Origin of the sequence: Demequina sp. NBRC 110056 (assembly GCF_002090155.1) — a bacterium.
GTDB lineage: Bacteria > Actinomycetota > Actinomycetes > Actinomycetales > Demequinaceae > Demequina.
Genome location: NZ_BBRM01000004.1, coordinates 319,966 through 337,365 on the forward strand (window position 1 = coordinate 319,966; position 17,400 = coordinate 337,365).

Annotated in this window: 20 protein-coding genes; 7 read left to right on the plus strand and 13 right to left on the minus strand. The window is 72.2% G+C overall.

The window, feature by feature from the left end; all coding sequences use genetic code 11:
• Positions 1 to 98: 98 nt before the first annotated feature.
• Both menD and B7K25_RS07855 read right to left on the minus strand, forming a co-directional pair.
• Positions 99 to 1,766, minus strand: a complete 1,668-nt coding sequence (gene menD / locus B7K25_RS07850; protein ID WP_084105165.1) for a 2-succinyl-5-enolpyruvyl-6-hydroxy-3-cyclohexene-1-carboxylic-acid synthase — start codon at positions 1,764 to 1,766, stop codon at positions 99 to 101.
• Complete coding sequence (locus B7K25_RS07855; RefSeq protein WP_084105166.1) at positions 1,763 to 2,671, minus strand: o-succinylbenzoate synthase; 909 nt, start codon at positions 2,669 to 2,671, stop codon at positions 1,763 to 1,765. Before B7K25_RS07855 ends, menD begins: the two co-directional genes overlap by 4 nt.
• Before the next feature lie 304 nt (positions 2,672 to 2,975).
• Here B7K25_RS07855 and B7K25_RS07860 point away from each other — a divergent pair, with 304 nt between their 5' ends.
• Positions 2,976 to 3,908 carry a 1,4-dihydroxy-2-naphthoyl-CoA synthase gene (locus tag B7K25_RS07860; protein WP_084105167.1) on the plus strand — a complete coding sequence of 311 codons (933 nt, stop codon included), beginning with the start codon at positions 2,976 to 2,978 and terminating at the stop codon, positions 3,906 to 3,908.
• 121 nt (positions 3,909 to 4,029) lie between these two features.
• On the opposite strand, the gene B7K25_RS07865 is transcribed toward B7K25_RS07860, so the two are convergent.
• Positions 4,030 to 5,112, minus strand: coding sequence for a DUF3048 domain-containing protein (locus B7K25_RS07865; protein ID WP_159450160.1), 1,083 nt, complete (start codon positions 5,110 to 5,112; stop codon positions 4,030 to 4,032).
• A gap of 32 nt (positions 5,113 to 5,144) precedes the next feature.
• On the opposite strand from B7K25_RS07865, the gene B7K25_RS07870 reads away from it, so the two are divergent.
• Positions 5,145 to 6,176 carry an AMP-binding protein gene (locus B7K25_RS07870; RefSeq protein WP_084105169.1) on the plus strand — a complete coding sequence of 344 codons (1,032 nt, stop codon included), beginning with the start codon at positions 5,145 to 5,147 and terminating at the stop codon, positions 6,174 to 6,176.
• Positions 6,173 to 7,069 (plus strand): 1,4-dihydroxy-2-naphthoate polyprenyltransferase, encoded by an 897-nt coding sequence (locus tag B7K25_RS07875; RefSeq protein ID WP_084105170.1) that lies wholly within the window; start codon positions 6,173 to 6,175, stop codon positions 7,067 to 7,069. Before B7K25_RS07870 ends, B7K25_RS07875 begins: the two co-directional genes overlap by 4 nt.
• On the opposite strand, the gene B7K25_RS07880 is transcribed toward B7K25_RS07875, so the two are convergent.
• Positions 7,066 to 7,338 carry a DUF4229 domain-containing protein gene (locus tag B7K25_RS07880; RefSeq protein ID WP_084105171.1) on the minus strand — a complete coding sequence of 91 codons (273 nt, stop codon included), beginning with the start codon at positions 7,336 to 7,338 and terminating at the stop codon, positions 7,066 to 7,068. The genes B7K25_RS07875 and B7K25_RS07880 overlap by 4 nt on opposite strands.
• A gap of 32 nt (positions 7,339 to 7,370) precedes the next feature.
• On the opposite strand from B7K25_RS07880, the gene B7K25_RS07885 reads away from it, so the two are divergent.
• Entirely contained in the window at positions 7,371 to 7,664 is a 294-nt protein-coding gene (locus B7K25_RS07885) for a PLD nuclease N-terminal domain-containing protein (RefSeq protein ID WP_084105172.1), read from the plus strand.
• A 67-nt stretch (positions 7,665 to 7,731) separates the two neighbouring features.
• Here the strand turns inward: B7K25_RS07885 and B7K25_RS07890 are convergent, their stop codons facing one another.
• From B7K25_RS07890 to B7K25_RS07920, 7 genes are read right to left on the minus strand one after another with little or no spacing between them, the layout of a single operon-like run.
• Positions 7,732 to 8,859 (minus strand): glycosyltransferase family 4 protein, encoded by a 1,128-nt coding sequence (locus B7K25_RS07890; RefSeq protein ID WP_084105173.1) that lies wholly within the window; start codon positions 8,857 to 8,859, stop codon positions 7,732 to 7,734.
• Positions 8,860 to 8,878: 19 nt separating this feature from the next.
• On the minus strand, positions 8,879 to 9,844 hold the full coding sequence (gene ccsB, locus B7K25_RS07895) for a c-type cytochrome biogenesis protein CcsB (protein ID WP_084105174.1): 966 nt from the start codon (positions 9,842 to 9,844) through the stop codon (positions 8,879 to 8,881).
• Entirely contained in the window at positions 9,841 to 11,532 is a 1,692-nt protein-coding gene (locus B7K25_RS07900; RefSeq protein WP_084105175.1) for a cytochrome c biogenesis protein ResB, read from the minus strand. The genes ccsB and B7K25_RS07900 overlap by 4 nt, the downstream gene beginning before the upstream one ends.
• Complete coding sequence (locus tag B7K25_RS07905; RefSeq protein ID WP_084105176.1) at positions 11,532 to 12,305, minus strand: cytochrome c biogenesis CcdA family protein; 774 nt, start codon at positions 12,303 to 12,305, stop codon at positions 11,532 to 11,534. Before B7K25_RS07905 ends, B7K25_RS07900 begins: the two co-directional genes overlap by 1 nt.
• A complete protein-coding gene (locus B7K25_RS07910; RefSeq protein ID WP_084105177.1) occupies positions 12,305 to 12,913 on the minus strand; it encodes a TlpA disulfide reductase family protein in 609 nt (202 codons plus the stop codon). The genes B7K25_RS07905 and B7K25_RS07910 overlap by 1 nt, the downstream gene beginning before the upstream one ends.
• Positions 12,910 to 13,530 (minus strand): histidine phosphatase family protein, encoded by a 621-nt coding sequence (locus B7K25_RS07915; RefSeq protein WP_084105178.1) that lies wholly within the window; start codon positions 13,528 to 13,530, stop codon positions 12,910 to 12,912. Before B7K25_RS07915 ends, B7K25_RS07910 begins: the two co-directional genes overlap by 4 nt.
• A gap of 21 nt (positions 13,531 to 13,551) precedes the next feature.
• Entirely contained in the window at positions 13,552 to 13,788 is a 237-nt protein-coding gene (locus B7K25_RS07920; protein WP_084105179.1) for a glutaredoxin family protein, read from the minus strand.
• 50 nt (positions 13,789 to 13,838) lie between these two features.
• Here B7K25_RS07920 and B7K25_RS07925 point away from each other — a divergent pair, with 50 nt between their 5' ends.
• A complete protein-coding gene (locus B7K25_RS07925) occupies positions 13,839 to 14,666 on the plus strand; it encodes an HAD family phosphatase (protein ID WP_084105180.1) in 828 nt (275 codons plus the stop codon).
• Between the two features lie 127 nt (positions 14,667 to 14,793).
• Here the strand turns inward: B7K25_RS07925 and B7K25_RS07930 are convergent, their stop codons facing one another.
• The gene (locus B7K25_RS07930) at positions 14,794 to 14,892 is read right to left on the minus strand and encodes a 30S ribosomal protein bS22 (protein ID WP_005504750.1); all 99 of its coding nucleotides are present in this window, start codon (positions 14,890 to 14,892) and stop codon (positions 14,794 to 14,796) included.
• Positions 14,893 to 14,959: 67 nt separating this feature from the next.
• Positions 14,960 to 15,199: a helix-turn-helix domain-containing protein gene (locus B7K25_RS07935; RefSeq protein ID WP_084105181.1), complete on the minus strand. Its 240-nt coding sequence runs from the start codon at positions 15,197 to 15,199 to the stop codon at positions 14,960 to 14,962.
• A gap of 175 nt (positions 15,200 to 15,374) precedes the next feature.
• Between B7K25_RS07935 and B7K25_RS07940 the strand changes: the two genes are divergently transcribed.
• Positions 15,375 to 16,748: a TrkH family potassium uptake protein gene (locus B7K25_RS07940; RefSeq protein ID WP_144018926.1), complete on the plus strand. Its 1,374-nt coding sequence runs from the start codon at positions 15,375 to 15,377 to the stop codon at positions 16,746 to 16,748.
• Complete coding sequence (locus tag B7K25_RS07945) at positions 16,741 to 17,400, plus strand: TrkA family potassium uptake protein (protein ID WP_084105183.1); 660 nt, start codon at positions 16,741 to 16,743, stop codon at positions 17,398 to 17,400. Before B7K25_RS07940 ends, B7K25_RS07945 begins: the two co-directional genes overlap by 8 nt.

The following is a 17,400-nucleotide window of genomic DNA, read 5'->3' on the forward strand; positions in this document are numbered from 1 at the left end:
GATCTGCGCGGCCGACGTCCGGGCACGAGGCCGGCTGAGCCGCCGCGTCGCCGAGCCTGCCGTGCCCTGCCACGCCGCGCCCGCGGGTGCCTCGCGTGTCAGCGCAGGCGCGCCTCGACGACCTCGATGCCCACCGGCGGGGCCGCGAGGGCCCGGGAGAGCGCATCGGCGCCGCGGACCACGGTGTGCCCGACGCCGTAGCCGGCGCAGAGCGACCCGAGATCAGCGCCGTGCGGCGTCGTGAAGACGCGCTCGACGTTGCGGGCGTCAGCCTGCGAGTGCTCGAGTCCGGCGAAGATGGTGCCGCCGCCGTCGTTGACCACGACGATCCGCAGCCGCGGCCGGTGCTCGCGCGGCCCGACCAGCAGCCCGCCGACGTCATGCAGGAAGGTCACGTCGCCCATGAGCGCCGCGACCGGCTGGCCCGCCGCGAGCGCGAGCCCCACCGCCGTCGACACGGTGCCGTCGATGCCCGCGAGACCGCGGTTGGCGAGCAGCACCGGAGCTTCCTCCGGGGCCCACGCGGGAGCGATCGCGTCAACGGCCCGGATGGGCCCGGACGAGCCGAGCAGCGCGATCGACCGCGGGCTCAGCGAAGCGAGGAACGTGCGCGCGATGGCGCGCTTGCCCCACGGGCGCTCCTCCTCGGTCACCGCGGCGGACGCGGCGTGCCACCGCGCGAGCCACGCCGAGTCTCCGAGCTCCAGCTGGCCATCGTCGCGGGCGGACCAGGATGCGGGCACGGATCGCAGCACGCGGTCCGCGTGGCGGGGCGCCTCGCGCCAGCGCGCGCCGTGGGCGGCGACGTAGAGCGCCGGGGCTCGGGCGATGAGCTGCTGCACCGGCCGCGTCAGGGTAGGGCGTCCGATGACGACCACCTGGTGGACCTGATCCGCGAGGGCCTGCCCCTCGGGCGAGCGCAGCAACGGGAGGTAGCCCGCGACGCACGCGTCACCGGCCCGGGCGCCGGAGGTCGGCTCCGCGAGCAGCGGCCATCCGTGAGCCTCGGCCACCGCTCGTGCCGCCTCGCCGGCGCCGTCGCCGGCGATCACGACGCCGCGCTCGACACCCGGGAGCGCAGGCGGCGCGGGCTCGTGCGCGACGGTGCGCGAACCCAGCGACGGCGTCGGGTCGACGGCCGGCGGATCGTGCCAGACGCCACCATCAGCGCCGAGGGGGTCGCGGAACTCGAGGTCGAGGTGGACGGGACCGGGGGTGCCCGTCATGTCGTCGCGCGCGGGGTCGCCCAGCGCGACCGCCACGGCGCGGTAGGCCAGCCCGGCCGCCCTGCCAGGCGCGTCGCCGTCGCGAGGCGCGACCGCATCGGCGCTCCAGCGCACGAAGGTGCCGAAGATGCCCACCTGGTCCGTGGTCTGGTTGGCACCCACGCCGCGGAGCTCGCCCGGGCGGTCGGCCGTCAGCAGCACCAGCGGTACGCCCGCGTGGTGGGCCTCCATGACGGCCGGCATGAGGTTGCCGACCGCGGTGCCTGACGTCGTCACGATCGCGACGGGGCGGGGGGACCCGGTGACCGCGCGACCGCGGGCGATGCCGAGCGCCAGGAAGGCGGCCGCGCGCTCGTCGATGCGGACGTGGAGGTTCACGCGCGGCGCCCCGAGCGGCGGGCTGTCGCCGCCGGCGTCCGCGAGCGCGTGCGCGATCGGGCCCGAGCGCGAGCCCGGGCACAGCACGAAGTCCTCGACGCCACGAGCGGCGAGCGACGCGACGAGCTCCCTCGCGAACGCGGCGGACGGGTTCGCGCTCACGCGATCACCTCCAGGCGGTCAGGGCCCGAGAACGTCACGTGGCCGATGCGCCCGCCGGACGGGACGAGGGTCTCGCGCACGGTGTCGGTCTCGAGCAGCGCACCGGTGCCCAGGCCGCACGCGAGCGGCTCGATCGGCAGCGCGCACGCGAGCGCGACGCCCGCCGCGAGGCCCACCGAGGACTCGAGGGCGCTTGCGACGACGATCGGGCGCGGCTCGACCTGATCGGCGATCTCGAGGCAGCGGCGCACGCCGCCGAGCGGCTGCGCCTTGAGGATGATGACGTCCGCGGCGTCGGCCGCGAGCACCGCGTCGGGGTTGCCGGGGATGCGGATCGCCTCGTCAGCGGCGATCGGGGTGTCGATGCGGCGACGCAGCTCGGCGAGCTCGTCGACGGTGGCGCACGGCTGCTCGACGTACTCGATTCCGGCGAGGCCGCCGCGTCGGGCGGCGCGCTCGAGGGCCTCGATGGCACGCACGGCCTCGTCGACCTCCCAGCCGCCGTTGACGTCGATGCGCAGCGCGCCGAAGGGTCCGAGGGCGTCCGCCACGGCCTCGACACGGGCCTCGTCCTCCGCGAGCGCCGCGCCTCCCGCAACCTTGACCTTGGCGGTGGTCGCGCCGCCGGCCGTGGCGTAGTCGCGGGCCGCGTCGGGGTCGACCTGAGGCACGATGCTGTTGACGGCGACGTCCTCGCGCACCGGCTCGGGCCAGCCACCGCGGGCGGCCTCCATCGCCGCCGTCCACCAACGGCCGGCGCGCTCGGCGTCGTAGTCGGCGAAGGGGCTGTGCTCGCCCCAGTGCTCGGCTCCGTCGGGGCCGGTGCCACGGATCAGCACGCCGGACCTGCTGGTCAGGCCGCGGAAGCGGGTGCGGAGCTCGACGGTGAAGGGCCGGAACTCCATGGCCTCAGCCTACGACCCCACGCGGGGTCGCGAAGGCGCGCCTGCTCGCCGCAGGGCCGCGCCCTGCGTGCCCGCACCCGCACGCGCCTGCCGCACCCGCCAGCTCCACGCGTGCCCGTACTCCGCACGCTGCGCCACCCGCCAGCTCCACGCACCTCCGCTCGCTGCGTGCCCGCGTTCCACCCGCCAGCCCCACCTGAGCGCGGTGATGGTGCGTGAGCGTCGTTTCTGCGCGGCTCGCGTCACCCGATGGTGGATGGCAGTCGCACCCTTCCGCCGACCGCTCCCCGGTTACGCTGACGCCATGAGCGAGATTCCGGCCCAGGTCTCCGACACGTTCGACGCGCGACAGTGGCGCGCGATCGACGGCTTCGCCGACGGCGACATCACCTATCACCGGTGGGTGTCGCGCGATTCAGGTGAGGAGCGAGACCTCCCTGCCGTGCGCATCGGCTTCAACCGCCCCGAGGTCCGCAACGCCTTCCGTCCGCAGACCGTCGACGAGCTCTACCGCGCGCTCGACCACGCGCGTCAGACGCCCGACGTCGCCGCGGTGATCCTCACCGGCAACGGCCCGGCCGACAAGGACGGAGTCTGGGCGTTCTGCTCGGGCGGCGACCAGCGCATCCGGGGCAAGGACGGGTACCTGTACGAGGGCTCCGCCGAGGACGCCCCGGCTTACGGCGGGCGCCTGCACATCCTCGAGGTGCAGCGCCTCATGCGCACCATGCCCAAGGTGACGATCGCGGCCGTCAACGGCTGGGCGGCCGGTGGCGGCCACAGCCTGCACGTGGTCGCGGACCTGTCCCTGGCCTCGATCGAGCACGCGCGCTTCAAGCAGACCGACGCGAACGTCGGATCGTTCGACGCGGGCTACGGCTCGGCGCTGCTCGCGCGCCAGGTGGGCGACAAGCGCGCGCGGGAGATCTTCTTCCTGGCCCGCGAGTACTCGGCCGAGGACGCTGAGCGCTGGGGCGCGGTCAACCAGGCTGTCCCGCACGACCGCCTCGAGCCCACCGCGCTCGAGTACGCGCGGCTGGTCGCGGCGAAGTCGCCGCAGGCGATCCGCATGCTGAAGTTCGCCTTCAACCTGGCCGACGACGGGCTCGCCGGCCAGCAGGTGTTCGCAGGCGAGGCCACGCGCATGGCGTACATGACGGACGAGGCGCAGGAGGGTCGCGACGCGTTCCTCGCCAAGCGCGACCCGGACTGGACGCGCTTCCCGTACGCCTACTGAGCAGCGCCCTCGCGGGGCCGGGCGACGCTCAGCCACCAGTAGGTGACGCGCGCCACCCAGAAGCGACAGCCACGCACCATTAGGACGCTAAGGTGCGGGAGAAGTGGTGCCAGCGCTGCTGCTAGGAGAAGCTGACCGTGCCCTTGCCTGCTCCGCCGGACTGCGGCACCAGCTCGACCCAGGTCTTGCCCGGGGTCAGCTCGACGGCCTCGCCGGACTCGGTCTCCAGGATGTAGGGGTCGAACTGCCCGGCCTTCGACCAGGTGATGGGGATGTACTTGTCGCCGACGGCCACGTAGCCGGTGCCCTCGTCCGTCACGACGATCGTCTCGGGCACGGCCGAGCCGCCGCCCGAGGAGTTGTTGCGCAGGTCGGTCCACAGAACCACGATGTTGCTCGCGTACAGCTGGGTGCCGTCGGCGGTCACGTGCGCCGATCCCGACTCGGTGCGCTCCCACACGCCATCGCCGGCATTCCACTCCCAGCCGGGCTGCATGCGCGGCGAGGCGTTGATGTCGATCGCCGTGGTGGTCGTGCCCTCCTCGACGACGTTCGACTCGTCCGGCGGGTACGCGTAGGTGAACTGCGTCGCGGGCGCCGTCGCGTCGGTCTGCTCGTAGAAGTCCGCCATGGTGCCGTGGAGGTTGTGCGGCGCCGGCTTGGTGTTGACGCGGAAGAAACCGTAGCCGCCCGTGTCCTGGGCGATGAGCTGCTGGCCCGAGGACGCGGCGTCGTTGATGAAGCCGCGCTGCGCGCCCGAGAAGATCAGGGGCCCACCCATCGACCCCATGATGTTCTTGTCCATCGGACGCATCGAGCGGATGGGCCCGACCGTCTCGGGGATGTCCGACTGGAACACGGCGACGAAGCGGGAGATGCCGTACTCGACCTGCTCCTCGAACACGATGTCCGCGTACTGCAGGTTGGACTGAGGTCGCGCCTGCGGGGTGTTCTCGATCTTGATCGACAGCGCGGCTCGCTCGAGGTCGGCCGGGTCGGCCCCCTCGGCGTCGACGCCGGTGAGCGGCCAGACCACGTCGGGCATCGGGTCGTCGGGCGGCGCCGGAGCCGCGGAGCGCGACGGGGTGGGGTCGACGCTCTGCGTCGTCGCGGGGCCGGACTCGACGTCGGGCGACGCGCACGCGGCGAGCGCCAGAGTGAGAGCGGCGAGGGCGGACACAGACGCGACGCGCTGGGTTCTCATGCGCGCCATTCTAGGCGTCCTAGGCTGAGTCCATGGAGTACGCGCGGCTCGCCGGCGGACCGGCCGCCGCCGTCGACGCGGCGCTCGCCGGTCGCGCCGCGGGCATCACCGCCCCGACCTCGGGATCGACGGGCGATCCCCGCGAGGTGCTGCTGCCCCGGGAGGCGCTCATCGCCTCCGCCGATGCCACGCTCGGCCGCCTCGGCGGCCCCGGCCATTGGCTGCTCGCGCTGCCCGACTCGCGCGTCGCCGGGGCGATGGTGCGAGTGAGGGCGGCGAGGGCCGATGCGCACCTCGCCGCGGTGCCCCACGGCCCCTTCACGACGGAACGGTTCGCGGCCGCGGCGGCGGCGATGCCGCCCGGCAGGCGGTACGTGTCGCTCGTGCCCACCCAGGTGCGTCGCCTGCTCGCCGACGCTCGGGGCGCCGATGCGCTCGCCGGCTTCGACGCGGTGCTCGTCGGGGGCGCGCCTCCCGGCATGACGCTTCCGAGCAACGCGGTCGAGACGTACGGCATGACGGAGACGTGCGGGGGGTGCGTCTACGACGGGGTGCCGCTCGACGGGGTAGGCGTGGGCGTCGACGGCGACGGCCGCATCGTGCTCGCGGGGCCGACCCTCGCGGCGGGCTACGCCGACGGCGACGACTCCGCCTTCGTCGACCGCGAGCGCGAGAGATGGTTCCGCACCTCGGACCTCGGCCGCTGGGACGGCGAGCGGCTGACGGTGCTGGGCCGCGCGGACGACGTCATCATCACGGGCGGGTTCAACGTCCACCCCGCGGCCGTCGAGCGCGCCCTGCTCTCCCACGCGGGGATCGCCGATGCGGTCGTCGTCGGGGTGCCGGACGGGGAGTGGGGCGAGCGGGTCGCCGCCCTCGTGGTCGCCGCGACCGCCCCGGGCGAGGTCGAGGACGCGGTGGCGGCCGCTTCGGCGTCCGTACCGGCGCACGAGCGACCGCGGTTCGTCCTCGCGGTGGATGCCGTGCCACGCACCGCGGCTGGCAAGATCGATCGCAGCACCGCGCGCGCGATCGCCGCGCGCGCCGCCGAGGAGGCACCATGACAACGTCCGCGTCCGACTGGATCGCCGGCGCCCGCCCGCGCACGCTGTGGACCGCGATCTCGCCGGTCGCCGTCGGCACCGCGAGCGCTGCGGCGCTCGGCTCCGTCGAGGTGAGCTTCGCGCTCATCGCGCTGGTCGTGGCGCTGTCCCTGCAGATCGGCTCGAACTACGCGAACGACTACTCCGACGGCGTCCGCGGCACCGACGTCGACCGCATCGGCCCCGACCGCCTCGTGGCGACGGGCAAGGCCACGCCGTCGGCCGTCAAGGCAGCGGCGATCGTGAGCTTCGCCGTCGGCGCCCTCGCCGGCCTCTTCCTCGTGGTCGCCACCGGCACCTACTGGCTCCTCGCGGTCGGAGCGCTCGCCATCGCGGCGGCGTGGACCTACACCGGCTCGAACCGTCCCTACGGATACGACGGCTGGGGCGAGGTGAGCGTGTTCGTGTTCTTCGGGCTCGTCGCGACGCTCGGCACCATGTACGTGCTGTCGGGCACGATCACGTGGTGGGCGGTGCCGGCGGCGACGGGCGTCGGGCTCTACGCGGTCGCGATGCTCATGGTCAACAACATCCGCGACCTCGAGACGGACACCGCGGCCGGCAAGCGCACGCTCGCGGTGAAGCTCGGGTCGTTCCGCGTGCGCCAGCTGTTCGCGGCCGTCGTGCTGCTGCCGGTGCTGTGCTCGATCCTCGTGTCGTTCGCGCACCCGTGGGCGCTGCTGTCCACCGTCGTCGCGCTGCCGAGCCTGTACTTCGCCATCGCGGTGCGCGTCGACGGCGCGATGCAGGAGAAGGCCGGCGCGCCTCCGGCGACGCTCAAGACCGTGTTCGCCGGGCTCTCCGCCGTGGGCCTCGTCTACGGCCTGCTGCTGGCCCTCGGGATCGCGATCTAGCGGGACGTCTCGCCGCGGCTGTCCGCGGAGATCTCCGCGTCCTCCTCGGCGTCGGCGGCCTTGATGCCGCGCTGCGACGCGTCCATCGCCCGCGCCATCTGGCCCTGCGCGTCTCGGCGCAGCCCGGGCAGCGCGAGATAGGACACGAGCCACGCGATGACGAGCGCGGCGATCACGGCGATGATGTCGAACCACCCGACCAGGGCCAGCGCGGCGAGCACGGCAAGGAAGATGCCGGTGCGGGCGGCCCAGTAGGCGACGATCTTCATGGCACCAGGGTACGCGGCGTTAGAGTGAAGCCATGCTCCGGGTCCTGTTCATTGGCGCCTACATCGCCGTCACCGTCTACTGCATCGCCGACGCCGTCCAGCACCCCGACCAGGACCCCTACGGCCTGCCCCGCTGGGCGTGGGTCGCGATCATCCTGCTGTTCCCGTACCTCGGCGCGGGCGTGTGGCTGTTCTTGAAGTTCTCGCGCCGCTCGGGCGGCACGCGACCGCGCAGCGCCGGGCCGATCGCCCCCGATGACGACCCCGACTACCTGCGGTGGCTACGGGAGCAGGAGCGGCGCCGCAAGAGCAGCGGCGAGGCCTGAGACTCCCTCGAGCAAGGCTCTCCGCGCGCGTGGCGACCCCGGCGCACGCCGGAGGTTGACCGACGCGTCAGGCGCCGTAGAGCGTCAGCACCTGCTCGCCGACGGCGGCGACGTCGAAGCGGCGCACCCGCGCGGCCTGCTCGGCGTGCAGCTCGGCCCGCAGTGAGGCGTCCTCGATGAGCCGCGTCAGCGCGGCCCCGAACGCGGCAGTGTCGCGCGCGTCGACGCTGACCTCAGGCAGGTCGCCGATCACGGACAGGTAGCCCGGGTTGGCCCCCGCGAGCACCACGCCGGCGCCGGAGGCCATCGCCTCCACCAGCACGATCCCGAAGCTCTCGCCGCCCGTCGCCGGGAACACCGCGATGTCGGCATCGGCGTAGAACGCGGCCTTGTCCTCCTCCGCGACGAACCCGAGCAGCTCGACCCGGTCCCCCAGGCCCAGCCGGGAGATGTCCCCAGCGAGCGCATCGGCGAGGGGTCCCTTGCCGCCGATCCTCACCTCGATGCGTGACAGCGCGTCGGGAGCGACCGCCGCGCCGAGCGCTCGGACGAGCTCGACGGCGCCCTTGCGCTCGACGAGCCGCCCCAGGAAGGACACGACGAGCCGGCCGTCGGCGCCGCGCACGCGCGGCCGCGCCGCGGCCTCGGCAGCGAAGCGGTCCACGTCCACGGGACACGGGATCACCTCTGCGGAGATCCCGAACGCCCGCGCGGCGAACTCCCGGGCGGGCGGCGACACCGCGCAGAACGCGTCGAACTTCGCGAGGTTGCGCCGCTGCCAGCGGCCCAGCAGCCGGGTGCCGTACTCGCTCACCGCGCCGTCGGGGAGGATGTGGAAGGTGCCGACGATCCGCACGGTGCGGGCCTGGACGCGGCGGGCCTCGTCGACCACGCGCGAGGCGAACAGCGGCGAGTGCGGGATCTGGACGTGGATGACGTCGTAGCGCTCGCGCTCGAGAAAGTCCCGCAGCATCGCGCGCGAGGTCGGCAGCGGGATGCGCAGGCCGTTGCCGTTGAAGGTGACGCCGACGTTGCGCGCGAGGGAGTGGACGGTGACGTCGTCGCGGGTGGCCGACGAGCACACGTAGTGCACCTCGTGGCCCGCGCGCGACAGGAACGCGCCGAGCGTCAGGACGTACTGCTGCACCCCGTCCGGACGGTCGATCGAGTCGTCCAGCACCATCGCGATCTTCATGCAGGCAACTGACCGGGCGTCACGCGTACGTGTGCATGCCCTGGAAGAAGATGTTCACCACGGTGAAGTTCATGATGAGCGCGACAAAGCCGATGAGCGCGAGCACGGCGCTGCGGCGCCCCGCCCACCCCTGGGTGGTGCGCGCGTGCAGGTATGCGGCGTAGATCACCCAGATGACGAAGGACCAGACCTCCTTGGGGTCCCAGCCCCAGTACCGGCCCCACGAGTGCTCGGCCCAGACCGCGCCGGCCATGACCGTGAAGGTCCACAGCACGAAGCCCACGGCGTGCAGGCGGAAGGCGAGCGCCTCGAGCTTCGCGGGCTCGGGCACGGCCTCGATCCAGCGGAAGCGCTGGAGCCACGCGGTGCCGGAGTCGCGGTAGTCGCGCATGAGCTGCAGGACGGTCGCGACCGCGCCGACGATCAGGACGCCCGTGGCGATGATCGCGATCGAGACGTGGACGACGAGCCAGAAGCTCTGCAGCGCGGGGCGCAGGCCCGTCGAGGCCTCGTACAGCACGGTCATGCCGATGCCGAGCGCGATGGTCGCGAACCCCGTGACGCCCGGCGCGAGGTAGGACACGTCGCGCCGACTCTGCACGATGAGGAACACCACCACGGCGACGAAGGTGCCGGTGATCGTGTACTCGTACATGGTCGACCACGGCGCGTGGCCGGCCTCGATGCCGCGCGCGACAACGCCGATGCCGTTGAGGATGGCCCCCACGAGGGTCGTCGACTTGGCGATGCCGGCGGCTCGGGAGCGGACGCGCACCTCGGGCTCGGAGCCAGCACGGAGCGCCGATGCGGGTGCCGGCCTCTCGTCCGCGACTCCCCCGGCCGCGACGGCGGCCTTGGCCCGGGTCTTGGCGGCGACCTTGGCGTCCGCGACGCGTGCGAGGTGGATCGAGGAGGCGACCATCGCGATCGCGTACAGCGCGACGGCGCCCCACAGCGCGAGCCAGCTGAGCTCCTGGGCGTTCATCGTTCCTCCGGGGTGGGGGCGGCTTCCGTGAGTCGTCCGGTGGCCGCGACGAGCACGCGCTCGAGCTCCTCGCGGACGGCCGTGTCGTGGGCGGGGGCCCACGCCGCAGCCTCCACCACTGTAGTCTTCCGGCCCGCGTGCGGCTTCAGCGGTGCGACCAGCCAGATGCGCCGACGCGGCGCGAAAAGGCTCATGGACAGGCCCACGAGCGCGGCGATGGCCGAGCCGAGAAGCCACGGCAGCGTAGGGTCGCGGCGCAGGTCGAACGCCGCGAAGCGCGGCAGCTCCTCCCACGTCACGGTGCCGAGGCCGTCCGGCAGCTCGATGGTGTCCCCCAGCTGCATCTCGACCACGAGGGGCTGGCCGTCGTCGCCGCGGACGGGGCTGAGCTGGGACTCGTCGAGCTCGTACACGTTCTGCGGGACGCCGTCGTCGAGCCCCAGGTCGCCCGTGTAGGCCTGCAGGTAGATGACGGGGTTGGCCGGCGAGGGGTGCAGCGACTGGGCGGTGTCGCCGTCGACCACGGCCGTGGGCAGGAGCGTCGCGGTGAAGCCCAGCTGCTCGCCGCTCGTGACGTCCGGCACCTTGATGACGCCGGTCGACGTGTAGACGTCGTCCTGCGGCAGGAACGGCACGGCGCCTTCGAAGGCGACGTTGCCGTCGGCGTCCGTGATGGTGAACACCGGGGCGTACCCGTTGCCCTGGAGGTAGATCTTCGCGCCCTCGACCTGGATGGGGCGGTTCACCTGGGTCTCGACCTGCCGAGGCTCCTGGCCGGGCTCCGTGAGCGTCGCGTACGCGGTGAACTCGGTGGGCAGGCCCACGAGGTCGAACTCGGCCTCGAAGTCGTCGAGCGTCAGGGTCCACGGCTCGAGCTGGTCCTCGCTGAACAGCGCGCCCGACTCGTACGAGTCGTACGCCACCACGGCGTTGGTGAAGGTGTCGCCCACGACGATGAGGGCCTGGCCGCGGTACGTCAGCATCGAGCCCGTCGCCATCGCGATGAGGATCGCGACGAGCGAGACGTGGAAGATGAGGTTGCCGAGCTCGCGGACGTGGCCCTTGTGGGCGGACAGCGCGAGCTCGCTGTCAGCGTCGTCGCCGCGGCGCTCGCGCTCGTCGACGCGGATGAGGTAGTCCGCGAACCAGCGCCAGAGGCGAGGGCGGTGCACCAGGCGCCGCGACTGGCGGCCGCCGCGCTCCCCCGACCGCGGGGACACTTCGGGGCTCAGGGCGAACTCGGCGTTCCGCATGACCACCCGGGCACCCTGGGGGGCCGATGCGGTCACGGGCTCGTAGCGGTCGAGCCGGGTCGGGGCGGGGGGCACGGGGGCCCGCAGCTCGCGCCAGTACACGAGGCAGCGGGGGATGATGCAGCCGATGAGGGAGGCGAACAGCAGCAGGTAGATGGCCGTGAACCACGCCGACCCGAAGACGTCGAGGAAGCCCAGGCGGTCGAGCAGCGGCCCCCAGAAGGGGTTCTCGTCGATGAAGCCCTGGGTGTTCGCCGCGTCCTGCGGCCACTGCGGCAGCACCGAGCCGGGGATCGACGCGAGCGCCAGCAGGATCAGCAGGATCAGCGCGACGCGCATCGACGTGACCTGGCGCCAGATCCATCGCAGCCATCCCACGAACCCCAGCCGCGGGACGTTCGCGTACGCGTAGTTGTCGATCTTCACGCGCGCCATCAGACGGCCACCCAGAACCCGTCGATCCAGCCCTGCAGGTGGTTCGTCAGCTCGGACCACAGGCCGGTCACGAGCAGCATGCCGAGCACGATGAGCATGGCGCCGCCGAACAGCTGCAGGCCGCGGCGGTGCTTGCGCAGCCACGCGAGCACCGGCTTCGAGCGCTCGAACCAGACCGCGAGCGCGAGGAACGGCAGGCCCAGCCCCAGGCAGTACATGACGGCGAGCAGAGACCCGCGGGCCACGGTGCCCTCGTTGAGGCCCAGCGTGAGGACCGCGCCCAGAGTCGGGCCCAGGCACGGCGCCCACCCCAGACCGAAGACGATGCCCAGCAGCGGCGCGCCCGCGAGGCCGGCCTTGGGGCTGACGTGGAGCCGGCGCTCGTTCTGCAGGAACGGCACCGCGCCCATGAAGGCGAGGCCGAGCAGGATCACCAGCACGCCCAGCACGCGGGTGACGATGTCGAGCTGCTCGCGGTACTGCGCGCCGGCCGCCGTCACGACGATGCTGAGGGTGACGAACACCGCGGAGAAGCCCAGGATGAACAGGAGCACCCCCAGGACCAGGCGAGGCCGCGAGGCCTTGCCCCCCGCATCGGCGCCGGCCATCCCCGAGACGTAGCCGAGGTAGCCGGGCACGAGCGGCACGACGCACGGCGACGCGAAGCTCACCAGGCCGGCGAGCAGCGCGATCGGGATCGCGGCCAGCAGCGAGCCGGTGAGGATCTGGGAGGCGAAGTCGGAGCCGAGGCCGGTCGCGAGCGCGCCGGGCATCAGCCGGCGGCCTCGGCGTCAGGCGCGGCGCCCCCGGAGGCCACAGCACTCGAAGCTGCCGCGTCGAGCAGCGCGGTGAGCGTCGACGGCTCGACAGAGCCGACGATGCGCGCCGCGACCCGGCCCTCGGCGTCGAGGATGAGCGAGGTGGGGACCGCGTTGATCGACACGAGGCCCTGCAGCTGCGCGGTCGCCTTGCCGTCGCCGTCGTCGATGCTCGGGTAGCCCACGGAGAAGGTGCGGTCGAAGGCCAGAGCGGTGGCCGCATCGTCCCGGCTGTTGATGCCGATGACCTGGACGTCGTCGCGCTCGTCGGCGGCGACGAGGTCCGGCGCCTCGGCGCGGCAGGGAGGGCAGGCGGCGTACCAGGTGTTGAGCAGCACGGCCTGGCCGCGGAAGTCGGCGACGTCGACCGGCTCGTCCTCGAACGAGGTCCCGGTCAGCTCGACGGGCTCGCCACGCTCTCCCACCGCCCACTCGGTGACCGTGCCGTCGCCGGAGACGTACCCCGGGGACTGGGCGGCGTCGCCGGGCGCGCACGCCACGAGCCACAGCACGACGGCGATGACGATGGCGGCGAACACCACCAGCCGGGCACCTCGCCTCACGCGGGCACCTCGATGTGCGCGGCGGGCTCGCGGTAGGTCATGGCGACGGGCTCTCCGCCCTCGAAGCGGAAACTCGTGAGCGAGGCGAGTCCACACTCGCGCGAACGCGGGTCGTGAAGGTAGCGGCGCTGCTCGTACGACAACCGCGCGACCCAGATGGGGAGCTGGTGGCTCACCATCACGGTGTCCGCGTCAGGGGTCGCCGCCGCAGCCTCGCCGATCGCGGCCCACATGCGCTCGCGCTGCTCGACGTACGGCTCGCCCCACGAGGGCTTCCACGGGTTGCGCATGCGCCACAGGTCGCGCGGTCGCAGCAGGTCCTTGGCGCCCGAGGGCAGCGGCTCGCCCTCGAACACGTTGCCCGCCTCGATGATGCGGTCCTCGGTGTCGATGTCGAGGCCGAACGCCGCGGCGATGGGGGCGGCGGTCTGCTGCGCGCGCAGCAGCGGCGACGCGATCACGCGCCCGATGGGCACGTCTCGGGCCACCAGGTCGTCGGCGACGGCCTGCGCCATCGCCTGGCCGGCATCGGACAACCGGAACTCAGGCAGGCGCCCGTACAGCACCTTGTCCGGGTTGTGGACATGGCCGTGACGCAGCAGGTGGACCGTGGGCATGGCGTCTATTGTCGCCCAGGCTCACGCGAGAGCGGAACGGAGCCTGTCCGGGTCGATGGTCCAGAAGCCCACGACCTGGTCGTCGACGATGACGACGGGCACCTCCTCGCCGAACCGCTCGAGCAGCCGAGCGTTCGCCTCCACGTCGACCTCCCGCCACTCGACCACCGCATCGGCGCACACCGAGGTGACCACGGCGCGCGCATCGGCGCACAGGTGGCAGCCCTCGCGGGTGATGAGGGAGACGCGGGCCGGCATGCGGCCAGGATACGTGCGGAGCTCTCAGCCGAGGTCGCTAGGCTGGCCAGGTGACAGGCCCCGACAACGCCGGCGGCGCGACGCGCATCGCCGCGTTCTTCGACGTGGACAACACGATCGTCCGCGGCGCGTCGGCGTACCACATCGCGCGCGGCCTGCATCAGCGCGGCTACCTGCGCAAGCGGGACATCCTGCGCTTCGGCTGGGAGCAGGCGAAGTACACGATGTTCGGCGAGTCGAAGGAGCAGATCGACGACCTGCGCAGCGAGGGCCTGTCGATCATCAAGGGCTGGTCGGCGGCGGAGATGAACGCGGTCGGCGAGGAGGTCTACGACGAGGTCCTGGCGCTGCGGATCTTCCCGGGCACCAAGGCGATCATCGATGAGCACCTCGCGGATGGGCACGAGGTGTGGCTCGTCACCGCGACGCCGGTGGAGGTCGGTCGGGTCATCGCGCGTCGCCTGGGCGTCACGGGCGCGTTGGGGACCGTCGCCGAGCAGGAGGGCGGCTACTACACCGGCCGCCTCGTGGGCGACATGCTGCACCGCGAGGCCAAGGCCGCGGCGGTAGAGAAGCTCGCCGAGGAGCGCGGCCTCGACCTGTCGAGGTCCTACGCCTACGGCGACTCGATGAACGACGGACCCATGCTCGAGTCCGTCGGCAACCCCTGCGCGATCAATCCCGACACCCGGCTGCGCCGCCACGCCGCGCACGCCGGTTGGCCCGTCCGCGAGTTCCGCAAGCGCCGCAAGTCCGGCCGCCGCGGAGTGGTCAAGGCATCCGTCACCGGCACGGTCTGGGCCGTGCTCGCGGTGTTCCGCGGGCTGCGCGCGTGCGGCAGGTCGATCTGGCGCACCCTGCTGCGCCGCGACGCCTGACCGCTGACCCTGCGAGCGCATCGGCGCCGATGCGCGGGCTCGGCACTCCCCCAGACGCGACGACGCCCGCGCCACCATCAGGTGACACGGGCGTGTGCGTGCGTGCGGCCGGGAACCCGGCGGGACGCTACTTCTTGTTGCGGCGCTGGTGGCGCGTCTTGCGAAGGAGCTTGCGGTGCTTCTTCTTCGACATACGCTTGCGACGCTTCTTGATGACGGAACCCACGGAACCTACCTCGGATAGACGATGGTGCTACGGCGTCCAGTGCGCGCTGGACGCGACAGACAGCGACCTATCCTACCGTGCCGGAGCGCCGGTCGTCATCCTGAGCCGGGAAACCACCCTGGAGCTCGGCCTGCTCCATGAACGTCTCGACCGCCGCGGCGGGGACGCGGAAGGAGCGACCGAAGCGCACGGCGGGCATGTCGCCAGCGTGAACCCAGCGGTACACGGTCATGCGGGAGACACGCAGCATCTGCGCCACCTCAGCCACGGTGAGAAACGTGGTGCGCGACGCGCCGTTGTCTGCCATGTGGTGTCCGTTCTCCCTCAGTGTGCGTTCGGCAGAACTATCGGCCGTCCGCTTCCACAACTGTAGTGGCAGAAGTGACAGTTGTGAAGTGTGGGAAACCTGCCGATGATGAGAGAAGGCGGACCCGTTCGCCCCCCACGGCCTGCCCGGGAAGCGGCAGAGGATGAGGAGTCGCATGGACACGCTGCGCGAGGCGCGAGCCGCCGCCGGCGACTGGTTCGACCGCACCGTCCTGCTGTCCCCCGCGCGCCTCGCGCTCGGCAGCTTCGCCCTGGTGATCCTGCTGTTCACCGGCCTGCTGTCGCTGCCCGCGGCGACCACCGAGGGCGTCCGCGCGCCCTTCATCGACGCGCTCTTCACCGCCACCTCCGCGGTCTGCGTGACCGGCCTCGTCACGGTCGACACGGGCACGTACTGGTCGCCGTGGGGGCTCACGATCATCGCCACCGGCATCAAGGTGGGCGGCCTCGGGATCATGACGCTCGCCTCCCTCGTGGGGCTGGCCGTGTCGCGCCGTCTGGGGCTCACCCAGCGCCTGCTCGCCGCCGGCGAGGCCCGCGCGGCCGGGCTCGGCGACCTGCGGTCGCTCCTCAAGACGGTCGTCGTCGTGTCCTTCACGGTCGAGATCGTCATCTTCCTCGTGCTGCTGCCGCGCTTCCTGACCCTGGACTACGGCGTCCCCAAGTCGTTCGGCTACTCCGCGTTCTATGCCATCTCGGCGTTCAACAACGCGGGCTTCACCCCCGACCCCGTGGGCCTCATCCCCTACGCCGGCGACTTCTGGATGCTCGTCCCCATCGGCCTCGGCGTCTTCATCGGCGGCCTCGGCTACCCGGTCTACCTCAACCTCGTGCGCGGCTGGCGCAAGCCGCGCACCTGGTCGCTGCACACCAAGCTGACGCTCGTCATGGTGTCGATCCTCGCCGTGATCTCCGCCGGGCTGCTCGCGATCTTCGAGTGGTCCAACCCCGCGACCCTCGGCGACCACTCGTCCGCCAAGACCATCGGCAACATCTTCTTCCAGTCCATCAACCAGCGCTCCGGCGGCTTCAACACCTTCGACCTGAGCCAGGCACGCGAGCAGACCTGGCTGCTCGAAGACGTGCTGATGTTCATCGGTGGCGGCTCCGGGTCGACCGCGGGCGGCATCCGCGTCACGACCCTCGCCGTGCTGCTCCTCGCCATCTGGGCGGAGGCGCGCGGCCGGCGCGACATGGAGGCCTTCGGCAAGCGCATCGGCACCGAGGTGCTGCGCGGCGCCGTCGCCATCACCCTCATCTCGCTGTTCATCATCATCATCGGCACCGGCATCTTCATGGCGCAGACCAACATCCCGCTGGACCGCTCTCTCTACGAGGTGGTGTCCGCCTACGCCACCTGCGGCCTGTCGACCGGCATCACGGGATCGCTGCCCGCCGACGCGAAGACCACCCTCATCGTCATGATGTACCTGGGCCGCGTCGGCTCGCTCACGATCGCGGCGGCGCTAGCGTTGAACAAGCAGCGGCGCGTCATCCGCTACCCGTCAGAAAGGCCGATCATTGGCTAACTCCACCGCCACGGGCGTCCTCGTCGTCGGACTCGGGCGCTTCGGCTCCGCCCTGGCCAACTCCCTCGACGGCATGGACCAGGAGGTCCTCGCGATCGAGCGCGACCCCGCGCTCGTCGAGCGGTACTCGAAGCTGTTCCCCGTGGTCGAGGCCGACGCGTCGGACCCGCTCGCGCTCGAGCAGGCCGGCGTCCAGGACTTCTCCGCCGCCGTCGTCGGCGTCGGCACCTCGCTCGAGGCGTCGGTGCTCATCACCGCCAACCTCGTCGACGCGCAGGTCCCCGAGATCTGGGCCAAGGCCATCTCCGAGGAGCACGGCAAGATCCTCAAGCGCATCGGCGCGCACCACGTGGTGCTGCCCGAGTCCGAGTCCGGCTACCGCGTCGCCCACCAGGTTGGCGGCCGGATGCTCGACTACATCGAGATCGACGAGTCGTTCTCGATCATCAAGATGCGCCCACCCAAGGAGACCCACAACTTCTCCCTCGCGGACCTGCAGCTGCGCGACAAGTACGGCGTCCAGGTGATCGGCGTCATGTCGCCCGACGGCGAGTTCGAGTACGGCCGCAAGGCGACGGTCATCCACCCCGACGACGTACTGGTCATCGGCGGCGACGAGGACCTCGTCATGAGGTTCGCCAACCGGCCGTAG